This window comes from Methyloversatilis sp. NSM2, from assembly GCF_038066675.1.
In the GTDB taxonomy this organism is placed as follows: domain Bacteria; phylum Pseudomonadota; class Gammaproteobacteria; order Burkholderiales; family Rhodocyclaceae; genus Methyloversatilis; species Methyloversatilis discipulorum_A.
Window position 1 is genome coordinate 410,999 of sequence record NZ_JBBUKV010000017.1, and the last position, 24,610, is coordinate 435,608.

22 protein-coding genes are annotated in these 24,610 nt (G+C 68.0%); 15 read left to right on the forward strand and 7 right to left on the reverse strand.

Going from position 1 to position 24,610, the window contains the following annotated elements; all coding sequences use genetic code 11:
- Positions 1-42 precede the first annotated feature (42 nt).
- The 3 genes from WJU27_RS20755 to WJU27_RS20765 all read right to left on the reverse strand — a co-directional run bounded on the left by WJU27_RS20755 (position 43) and on the right by WJU27_RS20765 (position 4,216).
- On the reverse strand, positions 43-1,386 hold the full coding sequence (locus tag WJU27_RS20755; RefSeq protein ID WP_341423295.1) for a M48 family metalloprotease: 1,344 nt from the start codon (positions 1,384-1,386) through the stop codon (positions 43-45).
- 89 nt (positions 1,387-1,475) lie between these two features.
- Positions 1,476-3,167, reverse strand: coding sequence for a single-stranded-DNA-specific exonuclease RecJ (recJ, locus tag WJU27_RS20760; protein ID WP_341423296.1), 1,692 nt, complete (start codon positions 3,165-3,167; stop codon positions 1,476-1,478).
- A 56-nt stretch (positions 3,168-3,223) separates the two neighbouring features.
- Positions 3,224-4,216, reverse strand: a complete 993-nt coding sequence (locus WJU27_RS20765) for a hypothetical protein (RefSeq protein ID WP_341423297.1) — start codon at positions 4,214-4,216, stop codon at positions 3,224-3,226.
- A gap of 132 nt (positions 4,217-4,348) precedes the next feature.
- Between WJU27_RS20765 and WJU27_RS20770 the strand changes: the two genes are divergently transcribed.
- Positions 4,349-5,593, forward strand: a complete 1,245-nt coding sequence (locus WJU27_RS20770) for a lipoprotein-releasing ABC transporter permease subunit (protein WP_296807401.1) — start codon at positions 4,349-4,351, stop codon at positions 5,591-5,593.
- A complete protein-coding gene (gene lolD / locus WJU27_RS20775; RefSeq protein ID WP_020165620.1) occupies positions 5,586-6,257 on the forward strand; it encodes a lipoprotein-releasing ABC transporter ATP-binding protein LolD in 672 nt (223 codons plus the stop codon). Before WJU27_RS20770 ends, lolD begins: the two co-directional genes overlap by 8 nt.
- 225 nt (positions 6,258-6,482) lie before the next feature.
- On the opposite strand, the gene WJU27_RS20780 is transcribed toward lolD, so the two are convergent.
- Both WJU27_RS20780 and WJU27_RS20785 read right to left on the reverse strand, forming a co-directional pair.
- The gene (locus tag WJU27_RS20780) at positions 6,483-6,734 is read right to left on the reverse strand and encodes a hypothetical protein (RefSeq protein WP_341423298.1); all 252 of its coding nucleotides are present in this window, start codon (positions 6,732-6,734) and stop codon (positions 6,483-6,485) included.
- Positions 6,731-7,294 carry a DUF2062 domain-containing protein gene (locus tag WJU27_RS20785; RefSeq protein WP_341423299.1) on the reverse strand — a complete coding sequence of 188 codons (564 nt, stop codon included), beginning with the start codon at positions 7,292-7,294 and terminating at the stop codon, positions 6,731-6,733. Before WJU27_RS20785 ends, WJU27_RS20780 begins: the two co-directional genes overlap by 4 nt.
- Positions 7,295-7,465: 171 nt before the next feature.
- On the opposite strand from WJU27_RS20785, the gene WJU27_RS20790 reads away from it, so the two are divergent.
- The 3 genes from WJU27_RS20790 to WJU27_RS20800 are packed head-to-tail and all read left to right on the forward strand — an operon-like array spanning position 7,466 to position 11,308.
- The gene (locus tag WJU27_RS20790; RefSeq protein WP_341423300.1) at positions 7,466-9,817 is read left to right on the forward strand and encodes a ComEC/Rec2 family competence protein; all 2,352 of its coding nucleotides are present in this window, start codon (positions 7,466-7,468) and stop codon (positions 9,815-9,817) included.
- A gap of 22 nt (positions 9,818-9,839) precedes the next feature.
- Positions 9,840-10,751, forward strand: coding sequence for an alpha/beta fold hydrolase (locus tag WJU27_RS20795; protein WP_341423301.1), 912 nt, complete (start codon positions 9,840-9,842; stop codon positions 10,749-10,751).
- A complete protein-coding gene (locus WJU27_RS20800) occupies positions 10,751-11,308 on the forward strand; it encodes a DUF1415 domain-containing protein (protein WP_296807418.1) in 558 nt (185 codons plus the stop codon). Before WJU27_RS20795 ends, WJU27_RS20800 begins: the two co-directional genes overlap by 1 nt.
- A gap of 24 nt (positions 11,309-11,332) precedes the next feature.
- On the opposite strand, the gene WJU27_RS20805 is transcribed toward WJU27_RS20800, so the two are convergent.
- Together WJU27_RS20805 and WJU27_RS20810 are read right to left on the reverse strand one after the other, a co-directional pair.
- Positions 11,333-11,605 (reverse strand): hypothetical protein, encoded by a 273-nt coding sequence (locus tag WJU27_RS20805; protein WP_341423302.1) that lies wholly within the window; start codon positions 11,603-11,605, stop codon positions 11,333-11,335.
- A gap of 69 nt (positions 11,606-11,674) precedes the next feature.
- Positions 11,675-13,006: a GAF domain-containing sensor histidine kinase gene (locus WJU27_RS20810; RefSeq protein WP_341423303.1), complete on the reverse strand. Its 1,332-nt coding sequence runs from the start codon at positions 13,004-13,006 to the stop codon at positions 11,675-11,677.
- Positions 13,007-13,247: 241 nt separating this feature from the next.
- Between WJU27_RS20810 and WJU27_RS20815 the strand changes: the two genes are divergently transcribed.
- From WJU27_RS20815 to WJU27_RS20860, 10 genes are all read left to right on the forward strand, one after another.
- Positions 13,248-14,036 (forward strand): pseudouridine synthase, encoded by a 789-nt coding sequence (locus WJU27_RS20815; RefSeq protein ID WP_341423304.1) that lies wholly within the window; start codon positions 13,248-13,250, stop codon positions 14,034-14,036.
- A gap of 430 nt (positions 14,037-14,466) precedes the next feature.
- A complete protein-coding gene (locus WJU27_RS20820) occupies positions 14,467-16,143 on the forward strand; it encodes a DUF2341 domain-containing protein (protein WP_341423305.1) in 1,677 nt (558 codons plus the stop codon).
- 14 nt (positions 16,144-16,157) lie between these two features.
- Positions 16,158-16,568, forward strand: a complete 411-nt coding sequence (locus tag WJU27_RS20825) for an ExbD/TolR family protein (protein WP_019917086.1) — start codon at positions 16,158-16,160, stop codon at positions 16,566-16,568.
- A 12-nt stretch (positions 16,569-16,580) separates the two neighbouring features.
- On the forward strand, positions 16,581-16,985 hold the full coding sequence (locus tag WJU27_RS20830) for an ExbD/TolR family protein (RefSeq protein ID WP_341423306.1): 405 nt from the start codon (positions 16,581-16,583) through the stop codon (positions 16,983-16,985).
- Positions 16,985-17,689, forward strand: coding sequence for a TonB C-terminal domain-containing protein (locus tag WJU27_RS20835; protein WP_341423307.1), 705 nt, complete (start codon positions 16,985-16,987; stop codon positions 17,687-17,689). Before WJU27_RS20830 ends, WJU27_RS20835 begins: the two co-directional genes overlap by 1 nt.
- Positions 17,690-17,723: 34 nt before the next feature.
- Entirely contained in the window at positions 17,724-19,382 is a 1,659-nt protein-coding gene (locus tag WJU27_RS20840; protein WP_341423308.1) for a putative porin, read from the forward strand.
- 2 nt (positions 19,383-19,384) lie between these two features.
- A complete protein-coding gene (locus WJU27_RS20845) occupies positions 19,385-20,047 on the forward strand; it encodes a hypothetical protein (RefSeq protein ID WP_341423309.1) in 663 nt (220 codons plus the stop codon).
- Positions 20,048-20,413: 366 nt separating this feature from the next.
- Positions 20,414-21,271, forward strand: coding sequence for a PEP-CTERM sorting domain-containing protein (locus WJU27_RS20850; protein WP_296807447.1), 858 nt, complete (start codon positions 20,414-20,416; stop codon positions 21,269-21,271).
- 60 nt (positions 21,272-21,331) lie between these two features.
- Positions 21,332-22,867, forward strand: coding sequence for a hypothetical protein (locus WJU27_RS20855; protein WP_296807450.1), 1,536 nt, complete (start codon positions 21,332-21,334; stop codon positions 22,865-22,867).
- Positions 22,868-22,978: 111 nt separating this feature from the next.
- Positions 22,979-24,595: a ShlB/FhaC/HecB family hemolysin secretion/activation protein gene (locus WJU27_RS20860; protein WP_341423310.1), complete on the forward strand. Its 1,617-nt coding sequence runs from the start codon at positions 22,979-22,981 to the stop codon at positions 24,593-24,595.
- Positions 24,596-24,610: the final 15 nt, after the last annotated feature.

Consider the following 24,610-nt stretch of genomic DNA (forward strand, 5'->3'; position numbering starts at 1 on the left):
CGACACAAATGTATGCAGATCCTCGTCGCTGCCTGCGTCGGGCTACTTGACGACCCCCCAGGCCTGCAGCCGCTGGTAGGCGAACTTGGCCTGTGCGTCCTTGCTGCCGCTGCGGATGTAGGCGGCGTAGTGCTGGCTGGCGGCGCGCTTGTCCTGCATCGTTTCGTAGGCCACGCCTTTGAGGAAAAGCGTGGTCGGGTTGCCCGGCAGCACGCGATCGTAGGCGTTGAAGGCGGCCAGCGCCTCAGGGGCCCGGCCCAGTGCCAGCTTGGACACGCCGCGCTGGTACATGGCCTGACCTTCGCCCGGATACACCTCGGCGGCGCGCGCGAAGTGGCGGTCGGCGTCGGCGTACTGCTTCTGCGCCAGCAGGCACTTGCCCATCAGCACGTTGCCGCAATAGTCGTCCGGCGCGACCTTGAGCGACTGCGCGAAGCGCGTTTCGGCGTCGTCCAGCGACTTCTTCGCCATCAGCGACTCGCCTTCCTGCTGCGACTTGATCGCCGGCGCCAGCTTGCGCAGGCCTGCCGTGTGGTCCATGTAGCGCTCGCGCGACAGCTTCTTGTTGCGCAGGCTGCCGTAGGTGTCCAGCGCCTCGCGCTCGGCGGTGGCGTAGCGCTCGTCCGACATCGGGTGCGATGAGAACATGGTCTGCAGCAGGCTGGGTTTTTCCTTGTGCTGGCTGCGCAGCATGTCCATCAGGTTCACCATGCCGTCCGGGTTGTAGCCGGCGCGCGTCATGTATTCCATGCCGAGCGCGTCGGCCTGCCGTTCGTCGGCGCGCGAGTAGCCGGCCAGCAGCGCGCTGGCGCCAACCTGGGTGGCGATGTTGGCGAGCGGCGCGGCACCGCGGTAGTCGGACATCGCCACCGCCACATTGACCGCCGTGGCGCCGACCTGCGCCATCATCGTGCGCCCGGCCTGCTTGGCGCTGTGGCGCGCGTTCACGTGCCCGGTCTCGTGGCCGAGCAGCGCGGCCAGCTCGTCCTCGCTGTCCATGTCCAGCATGATGCCGCGCGTGCACGCCATGCTGCCGCCAGGAAAGGTGTAGGCGTTGATGTAGTTGGCGTTCACGACGCGCGCGCTGTAGGGCACGTCGGGCCGGTGCGTGTGCTTCGCCAGCGACAGTTCGAGGTCGTTCACGTAGCGGTTCAGTTCGGCGTCCTGCACCGCGCCGTAGTCGGACGAGAACTGCTGCGGCGAGTGCTTGTGGTCGATGCCGATCTCGTCCTGCTCGGACAGGCCGACCAGCACCTGCTGGCCGGTGATCGGGTCGGTGGCACAGCCGGACAGCTGCGGCAGCGTCACTGCGGCGCCGGCGATGCCGGACAGCCACAGGAAGTCGCGGCGGCTCATTTCGCGGCGGAAAAAGCGGTCGTGAGACATGGTCGTCGTCCTTCGTTGAGGTCTTCAGCGATAACGCTGGAAGATCGCCGCCGCTGACAGGGCAAGGTCGCGCCGGCGCTCCGTCCGTATCAGGCCGGTTCGGCGTGTTCCACCATCAGCTGCACACGGCGCACGCCCTGGTACTCGTTGATGTCCAGCCGGTAGGCGGCGGTCACCCGTTCGGGCAGCGGTTCGGCGCGGTTGAACCATATTGCATCGAACACGTTACCGTCCTTTGCCAGCGACAGTTTCAGGTGCTTGTCCTTCAGCAGACGCTGGTTGCGCACTTCGAAACGGTCGGCGAAAACAGGCGGCGGAAAGCCCTGGCCCCAGGTTTCGGCTTCCATCAGGGTGGCCGCGTGCAGGTTCATCAGCGAAGCTTCGAGCGCGCCGTCGGTTTCTATGGTGCGGGTCAGCGCCGAAGGTTCCACCATGTCGGCGACCGCCTGTTCGAAGGCGTCACGGAAGCGCTCGAAATCGTGCTCGTGCACGGTCAGGCCGGCCGCCATCGCGTGGCCTCCGAAGCGGATGAGCAGGCCGGGTTCGCGCTTGGACACCAGATCGAGCGCGTCGCGCAGGTGCAGTCCCGGTATCGAGCGGCCGGAGCCCTTGATCTCGCCCTCGTTGCCGCGCGCAAAGGCGATGGTTGGCCGGTGCGCGCGTTCCTTGACGCGCGAGGCGACGATGCCGATCACGCCCTGGTGCCAGTCCGGGTGGAACAGCGCTAGCGATGTCGACTCGCCGATGTCGATGCCGGCCAGCTGGGCTTCCGCCTCTTCCTGCATGCCCTGTTCGATCTCGCGCCGCTCGCGGTTCATCGCGTCCAGCTGCTGCGCCAGTGACAGCGCGCGCGCGAAATCGTCGGTGATCAGGCATTCGATGCCCAGCGACATGTCGGACAGCCGGCCGGCCGCGTTCAGACGCGGGCCAATGGCGAAGCCGAGATCGAAGGAGGTGGCCCGCTCCGGCTCGCGGCCGGCCGCGGCGAACAGCGCGCGCAGGCCCGGCGTGAGCTTGCCGCCGCGGATGCGCTGCATGCCCTGGGTCACCAGTACGCGGTTGTTGTGGTCGAGCTTGACCACATCGGCCACGGTGCCGAGCGCGACCAGGTCGAGCAGGTTGCCCAGATTGGGTTCCTCGCGCCCGGCGAAGGCGCCGCGCCGGCGCAGTTCCGCGCGCAGCGCCAGCATCACGTAGAACATGACGCCGCAGCCGGCGATCGCTTTGCTCGGGAAGGTGCAGCCCGGCTGGTTCGGGTTGACGATCACGTCGGCCAGCGGCAGTTCGTCGCCCGGCAGGTGATGGTCGGTCACCAGCACCGATACGCCCAGTTCGTTGGCGCGCGCCACGCCTTCGACGCTGGCGATGCCGTTGTCCACGGTGATGATGATGTCCGGCTCGGCGTGCGCCGCGAGATCGACGATTTCCGGCGTCAGCCCGTAGCCGTACTCGAAGCGGTTGGGCACCAGGTAGTTCACGTTGGCGCCCATCGCCCGCAGCGCACGGATGCCGAGGGCGCAGGCGGTGGCGCCGTCGCAGTCGTAGTCGGCGACGATGAGCAGGCGCGCGTCGGCCTCGATCGCGTCGGCCAGCATCTGCGCCGCTTCTGCGGTGCCGGTCAGCGCGTCCGGCGGCAGCAGCGCCTTCAGTGAATAGTCGATCTGGCTGCGGTCCTGCACACCGCGCGCGGCATACAGCCGGGCCAGCAGCGGATGGATGCCCTGCTGTTCGAGCAGCGCGGAGCTGCGCGCCGGGATGGGGCGGTTCAGGATGAGGGTCACTGTCTTATTAGGGGCTAGGGGCTAGGGGCTAGGGGCTAGGGGCTAGGGGCTGGGGGTCAGGGACCAGGGGTCAGGGGGTGCGGGCGGCGCCAGAACTTCCACAGGTCGCGGCGTTCGGTGGTCACGGCGACCGCGGCTTCGTCGCCGCTGAGGCGCACCGTGACCGACTGCACGTCGCCGCGGCGCAGCGCGTCGAGCGCCGGCGCGATCCAGTCGCGGTCGAGCGCTTCGACCGCTTGCGTCCAAGCGACGGCGTCCAGGTAAAGGGCGGGCGCCAGCGCGTCCTGCAGCAGTACGAGGTTGCCTTCCTGCAGTGCGACGCCGGTCTTGTCCGGCAGCGGTGCCGCCCGCACGCCGGCGGCGTGCGCCAGACCGTGCGCCAGCGGGTCGTCCGCCCACAGCTGCATGCAGGGAATGTCGGCGCGTACCGGCAGGCTGCCGGCGCCCCAGAACCACAGGCTGTTGATGACCGGCCGGCCCGCCTCTTCGCGTGCGACGTTGACCGGGTGGGCGTGGAACAGCATCTGCGTCTCGTTCATCCACTGGCGCAGCTTCGCGCCGTCGCGACCGGCCGGCATTGAGGCGTCGATCTTGCGCCCGAGCGCGGCGCCCGGCGGCACGGTGTCGACGTCCAGCGGCTCCAGCAGCGACAGATGGCCGTGACCGCCGGAGGGCAGGTGCAGCCAGCCGACGTTTGCGAAGTGGGCGTTCCACGACGCGGCCAGCGCGGCGGCCTCCTGTGCGTCCGGCGCGACGTCCGGGCGGTCGGTCAGCATCAGTGCGTCGCGCGCGAAGCGCAGGTGAGTGGCATCGGCCGCCAGCCAGCAGCGGGTGTCGGCTGGCTCACCTGTGCCGGCCCAGCGCAGCGCGCCGAGCGGCGCCCGCTCGTCGAGGCCGAACAGCTCGGCCAGCAGGTGTTCAGGCGCGCGCGCGGCCCGGGAGGTCCGGCGACCACGGCCCAGCAGCAGCGACAGCGCCGGGGTGCGGGGGGGCGGCAGCGGTGAAGTCGACGGCCAGAGCAGGCCGGGCAGGACGAGATGCAGGGACATGGGCGCGAGTTTACCCGGCTTGCGGCACGCCGCGCGGGGGACTGGCCGCTGCCCGGTCGGCGGAATCCGACGCGGCGCTGCCGCATCATCCCTGGCGGGCGCGCGGGCGCCATCCGGTACCATGCCGACCCCATGAACTACGAAATCCTGCTCGGCCTGCGCTATGTGCGGGCGAAACGGCGCAACGGCTTCATTTCCTTCATTTCCCTGATCTCCACCTTCGGGCTGGCGCTCGGGGTGGCGGCGCTGATCACCGTGCTGTCGGTGATGAACGGATTCCAGAAGGAGTTGCGCACCCGCATCCTCGGCGTCGCCTCGCACATTCAGGTGACCGGCTACGACAACGAACTGGCCGACTGGCAGCAGGTGGCCGACGCCGTGCTGAAGAACCCCGAGGTCAAGGCGGCCGCGCCCTATGTGAGCGAACAGGCCATGCTGTCCTTCGACCAGACGGTGCGCGGTGCCATGGTGCGCGGCGTGCTGCCGGCGGCCGAGGACGGCGTGGCCGACTTCAGCCAGCACATGCGCGCCGGCAAGCTGACCGACCTGCAGCCCGGTGGCTACGGCGTGGTGCTGGGCCTCGAACTGGCGCGCGCGCTGCAGGTGCAGCTGGGCGACAAGGTGACGCTGATCGCGCCGCAGGGCCTGGTGACGCCAGCCGCGGTGCTGCCGCGGCTGAAGCAGTTCACCGTGGTGGGCGTGTTCGAGGCCGGGCATTTCGAATACGACGCCAGCCTCGCGCTGATCCACATGCAGGACGCGCAGACGCTGTACCGGATGGAAGACCGCGTGTCCGGCGTGCGCCTGAAGCTGGGCGACCTGTTCGACGCGCCGCGCGTGGCGCGCGAACTGCACGCCCAGCTGTCCGGCCAGGAGCTGCTGGTCGGCGACTGGACGCGCCAGCACGCCAACTTCTTCCGCGCCATCGCGATCGAGAAGAACATGATGTTCATCATCCTGTCGCTCATCGTCGCGGTGGCTGCTTTCAACATCGTGTCCATGCTCATCATGGTGGTGACCGACAAGCAGGCCGACATCGCCATCCTGCGCACGCTGGGCGCCAGCCCGGCCAGCATGATGGCGGTGTTCGTCGTGCAGGGCGCCATCATCGGCGGCTTCGGCCTGCTGCTCGGCGTGGCCGGCGGCGTGCTGCTGGCGGCCAACCTCGACGTGGTGGTGCCCGCCATCGAGAAGATCGTCGGCGTGTCGCTGTGGTCGTCCGAGGTGTATTTCATTCCGGAGCTGCCGTCGGAAATCCTGATGAGCGATGTCGTGACGGTGACGCTGATCGGCGGCGTGCTGACCCTGGTCGCCACGCTCTATCCGAGCTGGCGCGCGTCGCGCGTGCAACCGGCGGAGGCGCTGCGCTATGAGTGACATCGTGCTGAGCTGCCGCGGGCTGACCAAGGTATTCCATCAGGGCAAGGTCGAGGTGCCGGTGCTGTCCGGCGTGGACCTCGATGTCATCCGCGGCGAGCGGGTCGCCATCGTCGGCGCCAGCGGCTCCGGCAAGAGCACGCTGCTGCACCTGCTGGGCGGGCTGGATGTGCCGACCGCGGGCAGCGTGTCGCTGCTCGGTCAGGACTATTCGTCGCTCGGCGAGGCGGCGCGCGGTGCGCTGCGCAACCGCTCGCTAGGTTTCGTCTACCAGTTCCACCATCTGCTGGCCGAGTTCTCGGCGCTGGACAACGTGGCGATGCCGCTGATGATCCGCCGCCAGACCCGCGCCCAGGCGCGCGAAGCGGCTGCGGCCATGCTGGCCGAAGTCGGGCTGGCGCACCGGGTCGAGCACCAGCCGGGCGAACTGTCCGGCGGCGAACGCCAGCGTGTTGCCATCGCCCGCGCGCTGGTGACGCAGCCGGCCTGCGTGCTGGCCGACGAACCGACCGGCAACCTGGACAGCCGCACCGCCGACGGCGTGTTCGACCTGATGCTGACGCTGAGCCGCACTCGCGGCACCAGTTTCGTCATCGTCACCCACGACGAAAGGCTGGCGGCGCGTACCGACCGCACCGTGAGGCTGGTGGACGGCCGGTTCTGACCCGGGCTGCAGCGGCCTCGCGGGAAGACCGCCGGCGCTTCTCCCATGGAAGCGGCCCTGGCCGCGACCCGGCCGCCGCCGTCCGCAAGCTTCCGTACAGGCCGCCGTCGGGGTCAGAAGACCCCTCCCGCAGAATCCCGGCTCACGCTCCGGCCGCGACTCGGGCGCCCCCCTGTGGGAGCGGCCTTGGCCGCGACCCGGCGGACGAAGGTGCGCGGCGCTACGTTACCGGCTGTCCCACAACGCAGCGCGCAGGTCGGCGTCGGCGATCTCGTCCAGCCGCTGCCGCACTGTCGTCGCGAACGCGTCCGACGCGTGACCCGACCTGACCACGGCAATCTGCATGCGCAGATCGTCGATCATCGCCCACTCCTCGTCGGACAGCAGCGTGCGCGTGTCGGGCGCCGCGCGCGTGCGGGCGTCGAGGTCTCCGCCGAAGCGCTGATAGAGCGCGAATTTCTCGCGTGTGAGCGTCATGGCTTTCGGCGTCGCTCGGCGCGGCGGCGCCAGCTGCGGATCAGATGCCAGCGCCAGGTGCCGAGCACGGCCACGTAGCCGAGCCCGGCCAGCGTCAGCGCCAGCAGCGGCAGACCGATCAGCAGCGGCTCGCCGAGCGCGAAGAACCAGTCGGCCAGCGCATGCATCCAGCCGCTGAAACCGGCGTCGTCCGGAATGACCGGCGCGTGGAACTGCGCGCCCTCCGGCATCTGCAGGCCGAGCAGCGGCATCACCAGCCGGCCGTAGGCCCAGGCGACCGCATACAGCGGCACGATGGTGAGCGGGTTGCTGTAGAAGGTGACCACCAGCGCCATCGGCAGGTTCACCCGCAGCAGCACTGACAGCAGCGCCGCACCGAGCATCTGCAACGGCCCCGGTATCAGTCCGGCAAAAAGTCCCACGGCGACGCCGCCGGCGCAGCTGTGGCGGTTCAGTCGCCACAGACGCGGGTGACCCAGGGTATCGGCAAACGGCGCCAGCCAGCGGTTGCGGCGCAGGCTTTCGGTGTCGGGCAGGTAACTGCGGATGATTTTCTTCATGTGTGGGGGCGGGTCGTCGCGCACAGCGTAGCGTCAAGACGAGCCGCCGGGGCGTGGCCGACGTCGCATCCTGCCTGCTCTGGATCGGCGCCGCGAGCGGAGGTTCCGGCCGCGGGTGGCGGAGGGTGTCATCGATATATGCCATATGGGTGGTTGGGCGATAATCGATGAATGTCCATCCGTCTCGCATCGTCACTGGTGGCCGGCGCCTTCATCGCGTCGCGGCTCGCAAGGCTGCCCGATTGGCCGCAGCTCGGCGCGCTGGCGGTGCTGGCGCTGGTGTGCATGCTCGGCGGGCGCCGCCGGCGCGAGCTGTCCTGCCTCGGCGTGCTGCTGGCGTCGTTCTGCTGGGCGGCCGGCTGGGGGCTGACACAGCTCGACCGGCGTCTGGAAGGCGGGCTCGAAGGGCGTGACATCGACATCGTCGGCGTCGTCGCCGGCTTGCCGGTGCGCATCGAGCGCGGCCTGCGCTTCGATTTCGAGGTCGAGCGGGCGCCGCCCGGCGTGCCGCCGCGCATCGTGCTGAACTGGTACGACGCGCGCGGCGAGCAGGCATCGTTGGCGCGCCCCGCCTTGCCGGCCGGCAGTCGCTGGCAGCTGCGCGTGCGACTGAAGCGGCCGCACGGCAACATGAATCCGCACGGCTTCGACTACGAAGGCTGGCTGTTTGCACGCGGCATCGGCGCCACCGGTCATGTACGTATCTCCGGCGACGCCGTGCCGCGCATGCTGGAGGCCGAGGCGGCGGGTATCGGCTACGCGGTGCAGCGCGCGCGGCAGGCGGTACGCGAGCGCTTCGAACGCGCGCTCGGCGTGGTCGATGGCGCATCCATCACCCATCCGTGGGCGGGCGTGCTGATCGCGCTGGCGATCGGCGACCAGCGCGCCATTCCGCCGGCGCAGTGGGACCTGTTCGAGCGCGCCGGTCTGACCCATCTGGTGTCGATCTCCGGCCTGCACGTAACCATGGTGGCGGCGCTGGCCGGCTGGCTGTGTGCTGCGGTCTGGCGCCGCGTGCCCCTGCTTGCGCTGCGCTGTCCGGCGCAGCGGGCGGGTGTTCTGGCCGGGCTGCTGGCCGCCACCGCCTACTGTGCGCTCGCCGGCTTCGGCATTCCGGCGCAGCGCACGCTCATCATGCTCGCCACCGCCGGCCTTGCGCTGCTCGCCGGGCGCTTCTCGTCGCCATCGCGCGCGCTGGCGCTGGCGGTAGCCGTCGTGCTGCCGCTGCATCCGCTGGCGGTGATCGACGCCGGCTTCTGGCTGTCATTCGGTGCGGTGGCCCTGCTGCTCTATGCCGCAGCAAGCGGCGTCGGCGCCCGTCGTCCGCTGCGTCGCTGGCTGCAGGCGCAGGCGGCGATCACCGTCGGGCTGGCGCCGCTAACGCTTGCGCTGTTCGGCCGCATGTCGCTGCTGGCACCGCTGGTCAATCTGTTCGCAATACCGCTGGTCAGCGGGCTGATCACGCCATTGGCCCTGCTGGCGGTGCTGCTGCCGATCGACCTGCTGCTCGTCTGTGCGCATGCGTTGACGTCGGTGCTGATGAGCTTTGCCGCAACGCTGACGACGCCGGACTGGGCGCTGTGGCACGGCGCTGCGCCGCCGCCGTGGGCGGTGCTGGCCGGTGTCGCCGGCGCCGGCTGCGCGCTGGCACCGGCCGGGTGGAGCGGGCGAGTACTCGCCCTGCCGCTGATGCTGCCCTTGCTGCTGTTCACGCCGCCGCGACCTTCGCCTGGCGACATGACGGTCACCGTACTCGACGTCGGCCAGGGGCTGGCGGTGCATGTGCAGACGGCCACGCACGACCTGGTGTTCGACACCGGACCGCGCTACGGCGCCGAGGCCGACGCTGGCGAGCGCTTGCTGCTGCCCTACCTGCGCGCTGGCGGCGTGCGCCGGCTCGACCGGCTGCTGGTCAGTCACGCCGACAGCGACCATTCGGGCGGCGCCGCCTCGCTGCTCGACGGCATGCCGGTCGAACGTGTGCTGTCGTCGGTGCCAGCGCACGACGGGCTGCGGCTGCTGCGGCCGGACACCGAGGACTGCGCCGCCGGGCAGCGGTGGGCGGCCGACGGCGTGCTGTTCGAACTGCTGCACCCGCCGCCGGGTGCGGTGCTGCGCGGGGCGCGCTCGAGCAATGCGCTGTCATGCGTGCTGCGGGTGCAGTCGGTGCACGGCGTCGCACTGATCACCGGTGATCTGCTGGCCGACGGAGAAAGCGAGCTGGTGGCGGCAGGCGCGCCGCTTGCTGCATACCTGCTGGTCAGTCCGCACCACGGCAGCCGCACTTCTTCCACGCAGGTATTTGTCGATGCGGTGGCGGCGCGCGAGGTGGTGCATGCGGTCGGCTACCGTAACCGCTTCAATCACCCGCATCCGGCCGTCGCTGCGCGCTACGAGGCCGCCGGCGCGACGCAGCGACGCAGCGATCACGACGGCGCGGTGCGCTATCGCTTCACGGCGGCGGGCATCGCGATCGAACGCAGCCGCGAGCTGGACGCGCGCTACTGGCACAATGGGTTTTAGGGGCTAGGGGTTAGGGGGCGACATGGGCGTGATCGACAAGGTGGCGGGGTGGTTCGGGCGGGCGCGGGTGAGCGAACAGCCGCGGCTGCTGCACGTGCAGTGTGCCAACCCGAAGGGGCTGCACCGGATGGCCTATGCCGAGTGGGGCGATCCGGGCAATCCGCGGGTGCTGCTGTGCGTGCACGGACTGACCCGGGTCGGCCGCGATTTCGATTTCCTTGCGCAGCGACTGTCGCAGCATTACCGCGTCGTCTGCCCGGACGTGGTCGGGCGCGGTCGCAGCGACTGGCTGCCGGACGCTTCCGGCTATGGTGTTCCACAGTACGTCGGCGACATGGTGACGCTGATCGCCCGCCTCGGTGTCGAGCAGGTGCACTGGTTCGGTACCTCGATGGGCGGGCTGATCGGCATGGCGCTGGCCGCGCTGCCGCAGACGCCGGTCACGCGGATGGTGCTGAACGACGTCGGTCCGGTAGTCACTGCGGTCAGCCTGCGCCGCATCGCCGAATACGTGGGCAAGGCGCCGAAGTTCGCGTCGCTGGACGAGGCCGAGCGCTACATTCGCGTCGTCAGCGCGCCTTTCGGCCCGCTGACCGACGCGCAGTGGCGCCACCTGACCGTGCACGTGACGCGGCCGACGGCGGAAGGCGGTTTCGAAATGGGCTACGACCCGGACATCGGCAAACCGCTGGCCGCCATGCAGTTCCTCGGCGACATCGAACTGTGGAACCTGTATGACGCGATACGCTGCCCGACGCTGTGCGTGCGCGGTGCAGAATCCGACCTGCTGACGCACGACACGCTGATGCAGATGGGCGAGCGCGGCCCGAAGGCGCGCACGCTGGAGATGCCCGGTGTCGGTCATGCGCCGATGTTCATGGACATCGCGCAGACCGCCCCGGTCGAACAATTCCTGCTGGAAGATTCTGTTTGATGAACAAGGACGAAATCATCGCCGCCACCCGTGACTGGATCGAGAAGGCGGTCATCGGGCTCAATCTGTGCCCGTTCGCCAAGGCGGTGTATGTGAAGGAGCAGGTGCGTTACGTGGTGAGCGAGGCAAAGCACCTCGACGGTCTGCTCGAAGACATCGACCGCGAAATCGACTTTCTCGCCGCGGCCGATCCGCAGCAGGTCGATACCACGCTGATCATGCACGCCTCGCTGCTCGGCGATTTCCTCGATTTCAACGACTTCCTCGACATCGTCGACGAGGCCGTCAGCGAGCAGGGCCACGAAGGCGTGATCCAGGTCGCCGCTTTCCACCCGCAGTGGCAGTTCGCCGAAACCGAGCCGGACGACATCGGCAACTACACGAATCGCGCGCCGTTTCCGACCATACATCTGTTGCGCGAGGCGAGCGTCACGCGCGCGGTCGATGCCTTCCCGGAGGCGGAAAGCATCTACGAGCGCAATATCGAAACGCTGCACAAGCTGGGCATCGACGGCTGGCGCGCGCTCGGGCTGCCGGACGGGCGACGCGAGCGCTGAGCCGCGCAGTCGCGTCCGCTTGCTTCAATCGAACTCGGAATAGGTGTTCAGTTCGGCGCTCAGCTTGGCCCAGTCACAGGTCTGATGGTGCAGCCCCGACGACGTAGGGATGTCGATGGCGAAGCTGCGGCCGTCGGCGCTGAGCAGGCCGGTGCCGTGAATTGCCGGCCCGTCCGGATGCGCGGGGTCGCGCACCACCACCTTCATCGGACGCCCCGGCACGGCGGATTCGAGCCGCAGGCGGTTGGAATGATTCGTCAGGTCGACGACGTATTCACACGTGCGTGCATCAGTCATGACTCACCTCCCGCTGGATGGTGCCGTCAATCTAGCACCGTCCGCCGGTTCGCGTCAGGTGGGGCCGCTTCAGGCAGCGACCGTTTCCGGCTCGGCCGCGCGGGTGAGCGCTACGGCGCGCGCCAGCGGCATCTCGATGATGAAGCGGGCGCCGCCGCCCGGCGGTGACTCGGCGCGGATGCGCCCGCCGTGGCGTGACACGATGCGCGACACGATGGCCAGACCCGCGCCCACGCCCGGATGTTCGGTCGCCGGATGCAGGCGTTCGAAAACGCGAAACAGCCGGTGCGCCTGCGACGGGTCGAAGCCGGGGCCGTTGTCGCTGACCGCGTAGCAGGCGCGTCCCGGCTCTATCCAGCCTTCCACCGTCACTTCGCTGCGCGGCTGAGCGCGCGAGAATTTCAGCGCGTTGTCGATCAGGTTCTGCCACACCTGGCGGAACAGTACCGGGTCGGCCAGCGTGTCGGGCAGCGTGCCGATGTCGACCTTGACGCGCTTGTCGTCGCGGTAGCCCGGGTGCGAGGCGACCACCTCGCGCACCAGCGCGGCCGGGTTGATGCGCTGCACCTGCGGCGACTTGCTGCCGATGCGCGAGAAGTCGAGGATGGCGTCGATCAGCTCGCCCATGCGCACCGTGTTGGCGACGATGCGGTCCAGATACAGGCGTTGTTCGTCGTTCAGGCTGGCCGCCGCCTCTTCCAGCAGGATGCGCGAGAAGCCGTCGATGGCGCGCAGCGGCGTGCGCAGGTCGTGTGCGCACGAGTAGCCGAAGGCGGCCAGATCGTCGTTGAGCTGGCGCAGTTCCAGCGTGCGCGTGGCGACGCGTTCTTCGAGATGTTCGTTCATGTCGCGCAGGCGGCGTTCCGACGCTTCGAGTGCGCGCCGGGTGCGCTCCTGACGCAGCGTGGCGCGACGCAGTTCGAGCTGCGACACGACGTGACGCGCCAGTGCGGCCAGCGATTCGATCTGCCCGGCGCTGAGCTGGCGTGCGACGTGGTCGGCCACGCACAGCGCGCCGACCGCATGACCTTCCGGCGTCACCAGCGGCGCACCGGCGTAGAAGCGGATGTGCGGCGCACCGGTGACCAGCGGATTGCCGGCGAAGCGCGCGTCGGCGTGCGTATCCTCGACCACGAACACTTCGCGCTGCGCGATCGCGTGGCTGCACAACGCAATGCTGCGCGGCGTTTCGTCAGGCCCGCCACCGGTGCGCGCCTTGAACCACTGGCGGTCGTGGTCGATCAGGCTGATATAGGCCATCGGCGTGCCGCACAGCCGGGTGGCCAGCAGCACGAAGTCGTCGTACAGCGGATCGGCGTCGGTGTCGAGGATGGCGTACTCGGCCAGCACGGCGAGTCTTTCGGCCTCGTCGGGCAAGGCTGGGGCGGGCGTGAAGTGCATTTTCTGGGCGACCTCGGATGGGTGGTGTGGCCGGTCAGCGACATGCGCCGCGCACGCTGCGACAGCGCAGTCAGCCGGGGCACGCCCGCGGGAACCGGACGGATGCATGGTGCCGCGGCATGGGCATGTTCATGTTGATCATGGACAAGGTTCATGCCGGGCATTTCTTTGACATATCACTTTGGTTTACATCGATTCCCCGTGTCATTCCTCGACCTGCTGGTGCATGATCCGCGGCTCCATGAAAGCGGACGTCTCCATGCTCGACATCCTGTACCGCGACGAGGTCATGATCGCCATCGACAAGCCGTCCGGCCTGCTGGTGCATCGCACGGCGCTCGATCGCCACGAAACCGAGTTCGCGGTGCAGCGGCTGCGCGACCAGATCGGGCAGCGCGTGTGGCCGGTGCACCGGCTGGACCGCGGCACCTCGGGCGTGCTGGTGTTCGCGCTCGACGCCGTGTCGGCGCACGCGCTGGCGCAGCAGTTCGCGCAGCACCTGCCGGCCAAGCGCTATCTCGCCGTGGTGCGCGGCCACCCGCCGGAGTCGGGCGAGATCGACCACCCGCTGCGCCGCATCGACGACGCGATCGACCCGCGCGGCGCACGCGAGGGCGCCGAACCGGTGGCGGCGCAGCCGGCCGTCACCCGCTACCGGCGCTTGGCCGTGGCCGAAATGCCGGTGGCGATCGACCGCTACCCGAGCAGCCGCTACGCGCTGGTCGAGGCGATGCCGCTGACCGGCCGCACCCACCAGATCCGCCGCCACATGAAGCACATCGCCCATCCGGTCATCGGCGACGCGACCTATGGCAAAGGCGCGCACAACCGCTACGTCGCCGGCCTGTGCGGCGAGTCGCGGCTGCTGCTCGCCTGTATATATATGCATATCCGTCACCCGCTCAGCGGCGCCGGCATCGACCTGCGCTGCGGGCCGGGCACGGCTTTCGAGCGGCTGGCAGAGGTGTTCGGGTGGGATGCGGAGGTGCTGAGGCCGGAGGCCGCGCATCCGCTGCTTGGCGGTCAGTAAGCTGATTCACGCGCGTCCGGCGGCGCTCGCTGTGCGGGCGGTCTTCTGACTGCGACGGCGGCCTGTATCGGAGGCTGGGGACTGCAACCGCCGTGTCGCGGTCAGAAGACCGCTCCTACAGGAGGTGCGCTCGATCCGCCACCGAAGCCGTGATTCCGTGGGAGGAGTCTTATGACCAAGACATAAGCCGGTATCGGAGCCGGTGGACTGCAACCGCTGCGTCGCGGTCAGAGGACCGCTCCTACAAGGGGGTGCCTGACCGGTCGCCGGAGCCGGGGATCTGAGAGGGCCGCCAGACTGGTCCCGTGCCGCGTCCAGCATCGATGCGCAAGCTTCGATAGTCCGTTCGGACTATCCATCCCCATATTTCATGTCATGGCAAGGACACCTTGGGCCGTGAGAATCCGGCCTGAAATTTTCCCTGCCTGCCATGAAAAACATCATTGCCTTTGGCGCCCTGCTGGCGCTCGCCCCTTCTTTTGCCAACGCCTGGTGGGACGAGGCGTGGACCGCCCGCCGCACCATCACGCTCGACACCTCCGCCACCGGCGTGGCGATCACTGCGCCGCAGTCGTCGGTGCCGGTCGCGGTGCGGCTGCACAGCGGCAATTTTGACTTCACTGCGGCGAAGGAGGACGGCTCCGACCTGCGCTTCGTCGCCGGCGATGACAAGACGGTGCTGAAGCACCACGTCGAGCGCTACGACAGCCTGAACGAACTGGCAGTCGTGTGGGTACAGGTGCCGCTGATCGCGCCGGGCCAGAGCACGACGCTGTATGCCTATTTCGGCAACGCTGCCGTCGGCGGCGTGCCGGACAGCAAGGCGACCTGGGACGGCTCGACCGTCGGCGTGTGGCAGTTCGCCGAAGCGGCACCGCTGGCCGATGCGTCCGCCAACGCGCTGACCGCAACCGGCAATGTCACGCTGCAGAAAGCGGCGCTGCTGGGCGACGCGGCGATCTTCAACGGCAGCGCGCTGCGCGTGCCGGCCGCGCCGCAACTGGCCACCACCGCCGGCGGCGCGTGGACGATGTCGGCCTGGATCAAGCCGGCGGCAGCGCAACAGGCCACGCTGTACGCGCAGGGCACGCTGACGGTGAAAGTCGAGGACAGCGCCTATGTGCTGAACGTCGGCGCCACCCGTGTCGCCGGCGGCGCGCTGAAGCCGGGCGCCTGGCAGCACGTCGCGGCAACGGTCGGCGGCGGCAAGGCGACGCTCTACGTTGACGGCCAGGCGGTCGCCTCGGCCGACGCGACGCTGCCGGCCGAACAGGCCGAACTGGTGATCGGTGACGCCTACAGCGGCGAACTGGACGAGCTGCAACTGGCGAACACGACGCGCAGTGCCGACTGGATCAAGCTGGCCGCGGCCGGGCAGGGCGCCGACGCAACCTTCGTGACGGTGCGCGAAGACGCGGCCGAGGGCGAAGAGGGTGGCCACAACTATTTCGGCATCCTGATCGACAACCTCACGGTCGACGCCTGGGTGGTCATCGTCATCCTCGCCGTCATGTTCGTCATCAGCTGCTGGGTCATGATCGCCAAGGCCATGCTGGTCGGTCGCATCGACGGCGACAACCGCGCCTTCCTGCAACGTTTCCGCAGCGCCAGCAACGACTTCCTTAAGCTGGACCAGGGCGCCACGCACAAGAGCTCGTCGCTGTTCCGCCTGTACGGTGCCGGCCTGCGCGAAATCCGCAAGCGCTTCGACGCGCAGGGCGAGGCGGCCGGCCTGACCGGTGCGTCGATGGACGCGATCAAGGCATCGATCGACGCCGATCTGGTGCGCGAGTCGCACAAGCTCAACTCGCAGATGGTGCTGCTGACCATCGCCATTTCCGGCGGCCCCTTCCTCGGCCTGCTCGGCACCGTGGTCGGCGTCATGATCACCTTCGCCGCGATCGCCGCTGCAGGTGACGTGAACGTGAACGCCATCGCGCCGGGCATCGCCGCCGCGCTGCTGGCCACGGTGGCCGGCCTTGCCGTCGCCATTCCGGCGCTGTTCGGCTACAACTACCTCGCGTCGCGCATCAAGAACATCAGCGCCGACATGCAGATCTTCGTCGACGAGTTCATCACCCGCGTCGCCGAAGTTCACGGCCGCTAGGCACAGGCCCGCCCATGTCCGCCGACGTCAAGGACGACAACCAGCCCTACGACGAAATCAACGTCACGCCGATGCTGGACCTGGCCTACGTGCTGCTGGTGGTGTTCATCATCATGACCACCGCCTCGGTGCAGGGCATCAAGGTCGAGGCGCCGCAGACGCAGACCGTGTCTTCGCTCGCCAAACCGCAGACCAAGGCCATCACCATCACCGCCGCCGGCGACGTGTTCCTCGACGCCTACCCGGTCGACATGGCCACGCTCGAAGCGCGGCTCGGCCAGTACAAGAGCGCCAACCCGGCGCTGCCGGTGGTGCTCAAGGGCGACGCCGCCGCGCACTACGAGAAGGTGTCGGCCGTGCTGGAAATCTGCAAGCGGCTGGATATCACCGAAGTCGGGCTCGTGACCAAGAAGGTCGCCGGTTGAGGATGCGCGCTCATGCAGATTAATACAGAGGCGAAGCCCTACGACTCGATCAACGTCACGCCGATGCTGGATCTGGCTTACGTGCTGCTGGTCGTGTTCATCCTGATGACGACCGCCGGTGTGCAGGGGCTGACGATGACGCTGCCCAAGCCGTCGAACAAGCCGAGCACCGAACAGCACGAAGTGAAGATCGTGCAGGTGATGGAAAGCGGCGCGCTGATGGTCAATGGCGTCGGCGTCACGCTTGACCAGCTCGAGGGCCAGCTCAATGCGGCGCGCGCGCGCGATCCGAAGTTCAGCGTGATGATCCGTGGCGAGGCGCGCGCGCCCTATAACGGCGTCATCCAGGTGGTCGACCTGGTGAACCGCATGGGCATCCAGAACGTCGGCCTCATCACGTCGCGGATCGGTACCTGATGAGCGTGCTGGCCGAAGATTCCGTCGACCTGTCGCGCGGCGCGCGCGTGCTGCGTCTGGTCGCGCTGCTGGCCGGCATTGCGCTGCTGGTCGCGGCCGGCATGTGGCTGAAGGACCTGTTCTCGAAGCCGTCGGCACCGACGCGCCAGGTGACGAAGATTTCCATCATCCCGGATACCCCGCCGCCGCCTCCGCCGCCACCGAAGGAAGAGAAGCGCCCGGAGCCGCCGAAGGACATGAAGGAGGTGAAGGTCGAGCAGCCCAAGCCGGTCGAGGCGCCGCCGCAGCAGGCCGAGCAGCTGAAGATGGAAGGTGCGGCCGGCGACGGCCCGAGCCCGTTCGCCGCCGGCAGCGTCACCAGCGAATACAAGGGCGGCGACGTCGGCACCACGATAGGCGGAGGTCCGGCCAAGCCCAACCGCATGCAGTACGCCTTCTTCACCAACGCGCTGCAGCGCCACATCCAGGAGGAGCTGGCGCGCAACCGCGAAGTGAAGCTGCTCGATTACCGCGTCACCGTGGCCATCTGGCTGGGCCGCGACGGCAGCGTGCGGCGCGCCGAACTGGTGGACAGCACCGGCGACGACAAGTCCGACGCCGCGCTCTCTGCCGCACTGGCGCAGATGCGCGCCTTCCGCGACGCGCCGCCGTCCGACATGCCGCAGCCGATACGCCTGCGCATCACCAACCGGATGACCGGTTGAACCACCCGATACACGACACTCCGGAACCGAAGTGATGAAGAAAGCCCTGCCCACGCTCGCGCTCGCCGCGCTGTTCGCACTGCCCGCGCAGGCGAACGAAGGCGCATCGATCGACACCCTGCGCCAGACCACGATGAACCTGATCGACGCCCTGGTCGATACCGGCGTGCTCACCCGCGAGAAGGCCGACGAACTGATCAAGGCGGCCGAAGCCAAGGCTGCGAAGACGGCGGCGAAGGCGAAGAAGGACAGCACCGTGCGCGTGCAGTACGTGCCGGAATCGGTGAAGGCGGAGATCCGCGAACAGCTGAAGCAGGAAGTGCTGGCGCAGGCGCGCACCGAAGGCTGGGCGGCGCCGAACGCGATTCCGGAGTGGACGGAGCGGATCAAGATCGAGGGCGATCTGCGCGTGCGTTATCAGGACGACAGCTTCCCGAAGAGCAATACGCCGATCGCCGGTTTTGCGCCCGGTGCGGCGGGCAATCCGGCCGCGCTGAACACCGACTACCCGTTCGCGACGCGCTTTCCTGCCGGCGTCGATCTGGACGACAACGGTCTGCCCACCGGCAACGCGACCGACGACGTGAATCGCCTGCGTCTGCGGGCCCGTCTCGGCGTGCTGGCCAAGATCAACGACACGGTGAGCGCTGGCCTGCGCTTCACCACCGGCAACGTGACCGACCGCGTATCGACCAACCAGACCCTGGGCAGCGGCTTCAACAAGTACAGCTTCCTGGTCGATCGCGCCTACATCAAGTTCGATCCGGTGGAATGGGCTTCGGTCAGCGGTGGTCGCATCCCCAACCCCTGGTTCTCGACCGATCTGGTGTGGGACGAGGATCTGAATTTCGACGGCGTGGCGGTGAACCTGCGCAACGTGACGCCGACGCAGTCGCTGCGTCCGTTCGCCACCGCCGGCTGGTTCCCGCTGCGCGCCGACAATCCGCCGAACGCCGAGAAGCAATGGCTGGCCGGCGGTCAGATCGGTGCCGAGTACGACCTCAGCAGCTCGACCCGCTTGCGCGTGGGTCTGGCGAAGTATCACTACAGCCGCATCGAGGCACGCACCGACACCAATTTCGATGCGATCGGTCCGCTGCCCGGCTACGGTCGTTACGAGCACTCGTCGGCGCTGCGTCAGAAGGGCAACACGCTGGTGCTGACCAACCCGGGTGCCGGTGCCGCCTTCGGCGAGACGACGCCGATCTACGGTCTAGCGTCGAAGTTCGAACCCTGGGTGCTGACCGCGACCGCCGATCTTGCGCACTTCGATCCGGTGCATGTGCTGCTGTCCGCCGAATACGTCAAGAACACCGGCTTCGACCGTGGCGACATCCTGCGCCGCACCGGTCTCAACCTGACCGACGGCAAGGACACCGCGTATCACGTGCGCCTGATGGTGGGCATGCCGTCGGTGCGGCTGGCGGACGACTGGCAGGTGTTCGCCTCCTACAAGTACATCGGCTCCGATGCGCTGATCGACGGCTTCACTGACTCCGACTTCGGCCTCGGCGGCACCAACCTGAAGGGTTTCGTGCTCGGCGGCAGTTACGGCCTCTACCGCGATACCGCGGTCGGTCTGCGCTGGTACTCAGCGCGCAACATACAGGGCATGACCTACGACCCCGCCGTCATCGCCGGACAGCGCTACGAGGTCGACACCGTCATGGTCGACATGAACGTGAGGTTCTGACGATGAAGATGCCGCTGATCGCATGTGCGCTGCTGCTTGCCGCCGGCCCTGCGCTGGCGCAGAACGCGTCGCGCGAACAGGAACAGCTGCGTCGCCTGCGCGCGCAGGCCCAGCAACTGCAGCAGGCGCTGGCGGCCGAACAGCAGCAGCGCCAGGCCGCGACCGCCGAACTGCAGTCGCTGAAAAAGACGCAGGGGGCCGAACTGGAAAAGCTCGGCGAGGAGGCGCAGTCCGCGCGTCGTCGCGCCCGCAGCGTACAGAAGCAGCTCGATCAGGCGCAGCGGGAGCTGGACGAACTGCGCGCTGCCCACAGCGCGCTGACCGCCCGTCACGAACAGACGGCCAGCCGTCTGGCCGAGCGCGAGCGCGATCTCGGCGACACGCGCAACACGCTCGCCACCACGGCGCGCGAACTCGAACAGACGCAGGCCCGCGCCGGCCAGCTCGGCAGCCGCCTCGACCAGTGCACGCAGGACAACGTCGCCCTCTATCGCACCGGTATCGAGATGCTGGACCGCTGGCGCGACCGCACGCTGGGCGAACGCACCGCACAGGGCGAGCCCTTCACCCAGATCGGTCGCGTCAAGCTCGAAAACCTGGTCGAAACCTGGCGCGACCGGCTCGACGAAACGCGCATCGGCACTGCCCCGTCGGCCGCGCGCTGACGGCGGTCGCATCGTCCTTGCTGCTGCACCTGCACATGATTTTCGCGCCTTTCGGTTCGCGACGGCCCATCGCCCAAACCTTTTGCCGGTGGGGTTCTCCAGCGCTCGGACTACGCGGCATGGCCCGTTCGGACTACGAATCGGCGCCCCACCTGAAATGTTTTCGTCACCTGCGCTGACTACCTTGCGCCCGGTACCCGAGGACGGATTTTTTTACAGCACATAGTCCGATCGGATCATCAATTTTTCCGCCGGGCAGCGGGTGCATGTAACGCACCCCCCGCACGATTCACCCCGCTTCCTCGTGGAGCAGGGAGGTTCGGCGGACGCCGGATTCCACCCACGAAATTCTTCAAGGAGATTCATATGTTCAAGATGAAACTGCTGGCCGCCGTCGCTGCCATCGGCATGTCGGGCGCCGCCAGCGCCGGTATCGTCGGTTCCTCGACCGGCAACACCGAGCTGGTATTCACCGCTTACGTCGGCAACGTCGGCTACACCTACGACCTCGCAGACGCCGGCTTCAACAGCGCCTTCGGTTCGAACGTCAAGATGGACAGCCTGATCGGCAATGGCAACCAGACCAACAACAACGCCGCCCAGCTGACCGCCACTTCTACCTACCTGAGCAACGGCTTCTCGACCGGCATCGTGTTCGATGCCGCGCTGACCGGCTTCGACAGCTTCCTGGCGCTGTCCGGTGGTACCAACGGCGTGCTGTGGAATGTGTGGTCGGGTGAGAACTCGGGCGTGAATCGCATCGTGCAGACCGTCGCCAATGATCCGGCGGCTCGCGTGCGCACCAACACCATCAACGGTGCCGTTTCGCAGTTCGCCGCATACACCGATGCCAACAGCCAGGGTGGCACGCACAACAATCTGGATCAGACGGTCGATGGCTACCGCGTCACGACCATCGAAGACCTGACCGCCTTCGCCGGCAACGTTGCGCCGAGCATGAACAACGCCTACGCCAGCTTCGGCAGCATCGGCGACACGATGGACATGTACGTCGTTCGCGGCGCGTCGCCGCTGTCCAACACCAGTCTCGGCGGTTTTGCTCAACTGCTCGGCGCCACCGATCAGGCCGTCACTGCACGCGTCTATCTCGGCGACACCGGCGAGTACCGCCTGCAGATCGCCGTCGTGCCCGAGCCGGAAACCTACGCGATGCTGCTGGCCGGTCTCGGCCTGATCGGCTTCGCCGCCCGCCGCCGCGCCTGATCCTTCCCCTATCGCACTGAAGGTCGCGCCGCTGCGCGCGACCTGTCACGGAGACAGACCATGAAGCTGAAGTCCCTCGCATTCGCCTGCGCCATGATGGCCGCGGGTTCGTCCTTCGCCGCCGGCACCGTCAATATCGGCGGCGTCGCCCACCAGGTGGTGTACTTCGGTGGCGCAACCGCCCCCGACAACTTCCTGAACGACATCGCCGAAGGCGTGCTGACCGGCATCACCTATTACGTCGCGCCGAACTACCGTGCGTTTGCCGGTGCTGCGAATGGCGTGCCGGGCGTGACCAACGGCACCCGCGTGCTGTTCATCAAGCGCTCTGCCGGCGGCTCGGTGTTTGGCGTGAACCCGGTGGCCCGTGCGCAGCGCGTCAAGACCATCGACGTGAACAACTGCACCAGCGGCGCCGGCACCAAGGCCTCGCCGTTCAGCTGCGCCGTGGTCGGTACCGACCCGGGCGAGCCGAACCACGCCGCCGCCAACAACGCCGGTCTGGTGATCGACTTTGGCGTATCCGACGTCGAGCCGGCCATGTTCGCCGGCCCGCTGAACACCGAGAACGACACGCCCGCGCTGTCGCCGGACGAAGTGGCGCGCATGCGCGTGCAGCCGGTCAACCAGCTCATGATGGGTCTGGCCGCCACCAACACCGTGCCGGACACGACCTTCTTCTCGCGTTCGACCTACGGTGCGATGTTGAACGGTCAGATCGCCACCTGGGATCAGGTCGATCCGTCGCTGTCCGGCGATGTGGTCGTGTGCCGCCGTGTCGAAGGTTCGGGCACCCAGACCTCGTACAACTGGTTCTTCGGCAACTTCCCGTGCGCGGCAAACGAGGGTGGCTTCGTCGAACCGGCCCGCATGACCTCCAGCTTCGGCTGGAAGACTGCAGGCTCCGGCACCGCGGCCGATCCCTACATCATCGATCCGTCGGCTGGCTACACCGTGATCGAGAACTCGTCGTCGGGTAACGTCCGTTCGTGCATGCAGGCGGCCAACAACGGCACCGACTACACCTTCACGTCGTGGGATCCGGAAGAGCAGAAGACCAACACCTTCAAGGTGCCGTTCTCCTCGACCGGCCCGGTCAAGGCGATCGCCACGCTGTCGCTGGATTCCTACACCAGCACCAACGGCTGGAGCTTCCGCAACCTGGACGGCGTCGGCACCTACAACGCCGCCACCCAGACCCCGTCAGCCAACGCCACTGGCATCTTCCCGTCGAAGGAAAACCTGATCAAGGGTCGCTACGACTTCGTAGTCGAACTGTCGATCCAGGACCGTTCGGTGCCGGTCACCAACGAACAGGGCGACACCGTGCCGGCCATCGCCGGCGTGCAGAAGGCGTTCGCGGACGAGATCGTCAAGCGCGCCGGCTCGCCGCGCTTCACCGGCAACTTCGAGAACACCGGTGTCCAGGTCAGCACGCCGAACGCGTTCGCGTCGCTGCCGCAGTTCTTCGCCGGCCTGACCGACGCCAACGGCAGCGAAGTCGATGGCAACGGCGTGCGCTACGCGGACCGCTTCGTGTCGAAGTTCACCCGCGAAGCCAACACCTGCAGCCCGCTGAAGTTCTTCGGCAACTAAGCAGCACCCGTCCGCGCGGCACATGCCGTGCGGACGCCCGTTGCACCGCGGCCCGCCCCTGGCGGGCCGTTCCATTGATCGGCCCAGGTGGCCACGTCCTTTCCGGCATCCATGCACATCGCTGCCATCCAACGCCTTTCACTGCTGTTCGCACTGGCCTTCTGTCTGGGTACCGCATCGGCACGGACGCCCGAGGCCGCGGGCGAGACAGCCCGCTTCGACATCTACGAATTCGAGATCGACGGCAACACCGTGCTTCCGGCCGAAGCGATCGAGCGCGCGGTCTATCCCTTCCTCGGCGAGAAGCGCACGGCCGACGATGTGAACGCGGCGGTGTCCGCGCTGGAAAAGGCCTACCAGGACGCCGGCTATCTGACCGTTGCCGTCGGCATACCGGAGCAGGCCATCACCACCGGCGTGGTGAAGCTGGAGGTGACCGAGGGCCGTGTCGAGCGACTGCGCGTGACCGGCGCCGAATACACGCTGCCCAGCCGCGTGAAGGACGCCGCGCCGTCGCTGGCCGAGGGTGAGGTGCCGCATTTCCCGGAAGTGCAGGCCGATCTCGGCCGCCTCGGGCGCAATCCGGACCTGACGGTGACGCCGCTGCTGCAGCCCGGCCGTGTGCCCGGTTCGGTCGCGGTCGAACTGCGGCTGAAGGACGACAATCCCTTCCACGGTTCGGTGGAACTGAACAACAAGCGCAGCGCCGACACCGATGCCGGACGCATCGAGGCGTCGATGCGCTACGACAATCTGTGGCAGCGCCGTCACTCTATAGGCATCACCTACTTCGTGTCGCCGCGCGACCGCGAGCAGGTCGAGGTGTGGGGCCTGAATTACTCGGCGCCGCTGGGCGAGGGCATCATCGCCGCCTACTACGCGAAGTCGAACAGCAACATCCCGACCCAGTTCGACACCACCTCGCTCGGCACCGGCGACACCGCCGGCTTCCGCTACGTGCGGCCGCTTCCTGACCGGGGTCTGGGCTTCATCCACTCGATCAGCGTCGGCGCCGACTACAAGGACAACGATCAGGACACGCTGGGCATTGCCGGCACCGCCTTCTCGCTGAGCCAGCCGGTGCGCTACTGGGTGCTGTCGGGCCAGTACGGCATCACGCTGCCCTTCGAATCCGGCGCGCGACTGCGCCTGGGCGCCACGCTCAACGTCGGCTCGAATGCGATGAACGAACGCATCATCGACTGCAACGGCGTGCAGGCCGAGCAGTTCGAGTGCCGCCGCTTCGGCGCGCGTCCGTCCTTCTTCGTGTCGCGCTTCGAGATCGAGGGTGCCATGCCCTTCGCCGACGGCTGGGTGGCCAGCGGACGCATCGACGTGCAGCGCAGCAGCGACCCGCTGATCAACAGCGAACAGTTCTCGGCCGGCGGTTTCGACTCGGTACGCGGCTATCTCGAATCGGAGCGCCTCGGCGACGAGGGTGAGCGCGTGCGGCTGGAGTTGGCGACGCCGACGCGCCTGTTCTTCGACGACGCCTTCGGCCTGTCGGCGCTGCTTTTCTACGATTGGGCCGGCCTGCGCACCCGCGAGGCCTTCATCGGCCAGAACCCGCGTGCAGCGCTCGAAAGTACCGGGCTGGGCCTGCGTGCGAACGCACCCGGCGGCTGGAAGCTGCACGCCGACTGGGCCTACGCGCTGCGCGATGGCGCGGTCGGCCGTACGCGCGAAGGCGACCAGCGCCTGCTGATGAAGCTGGCCTACGAATTCTGACGCAGCCGCATCTGC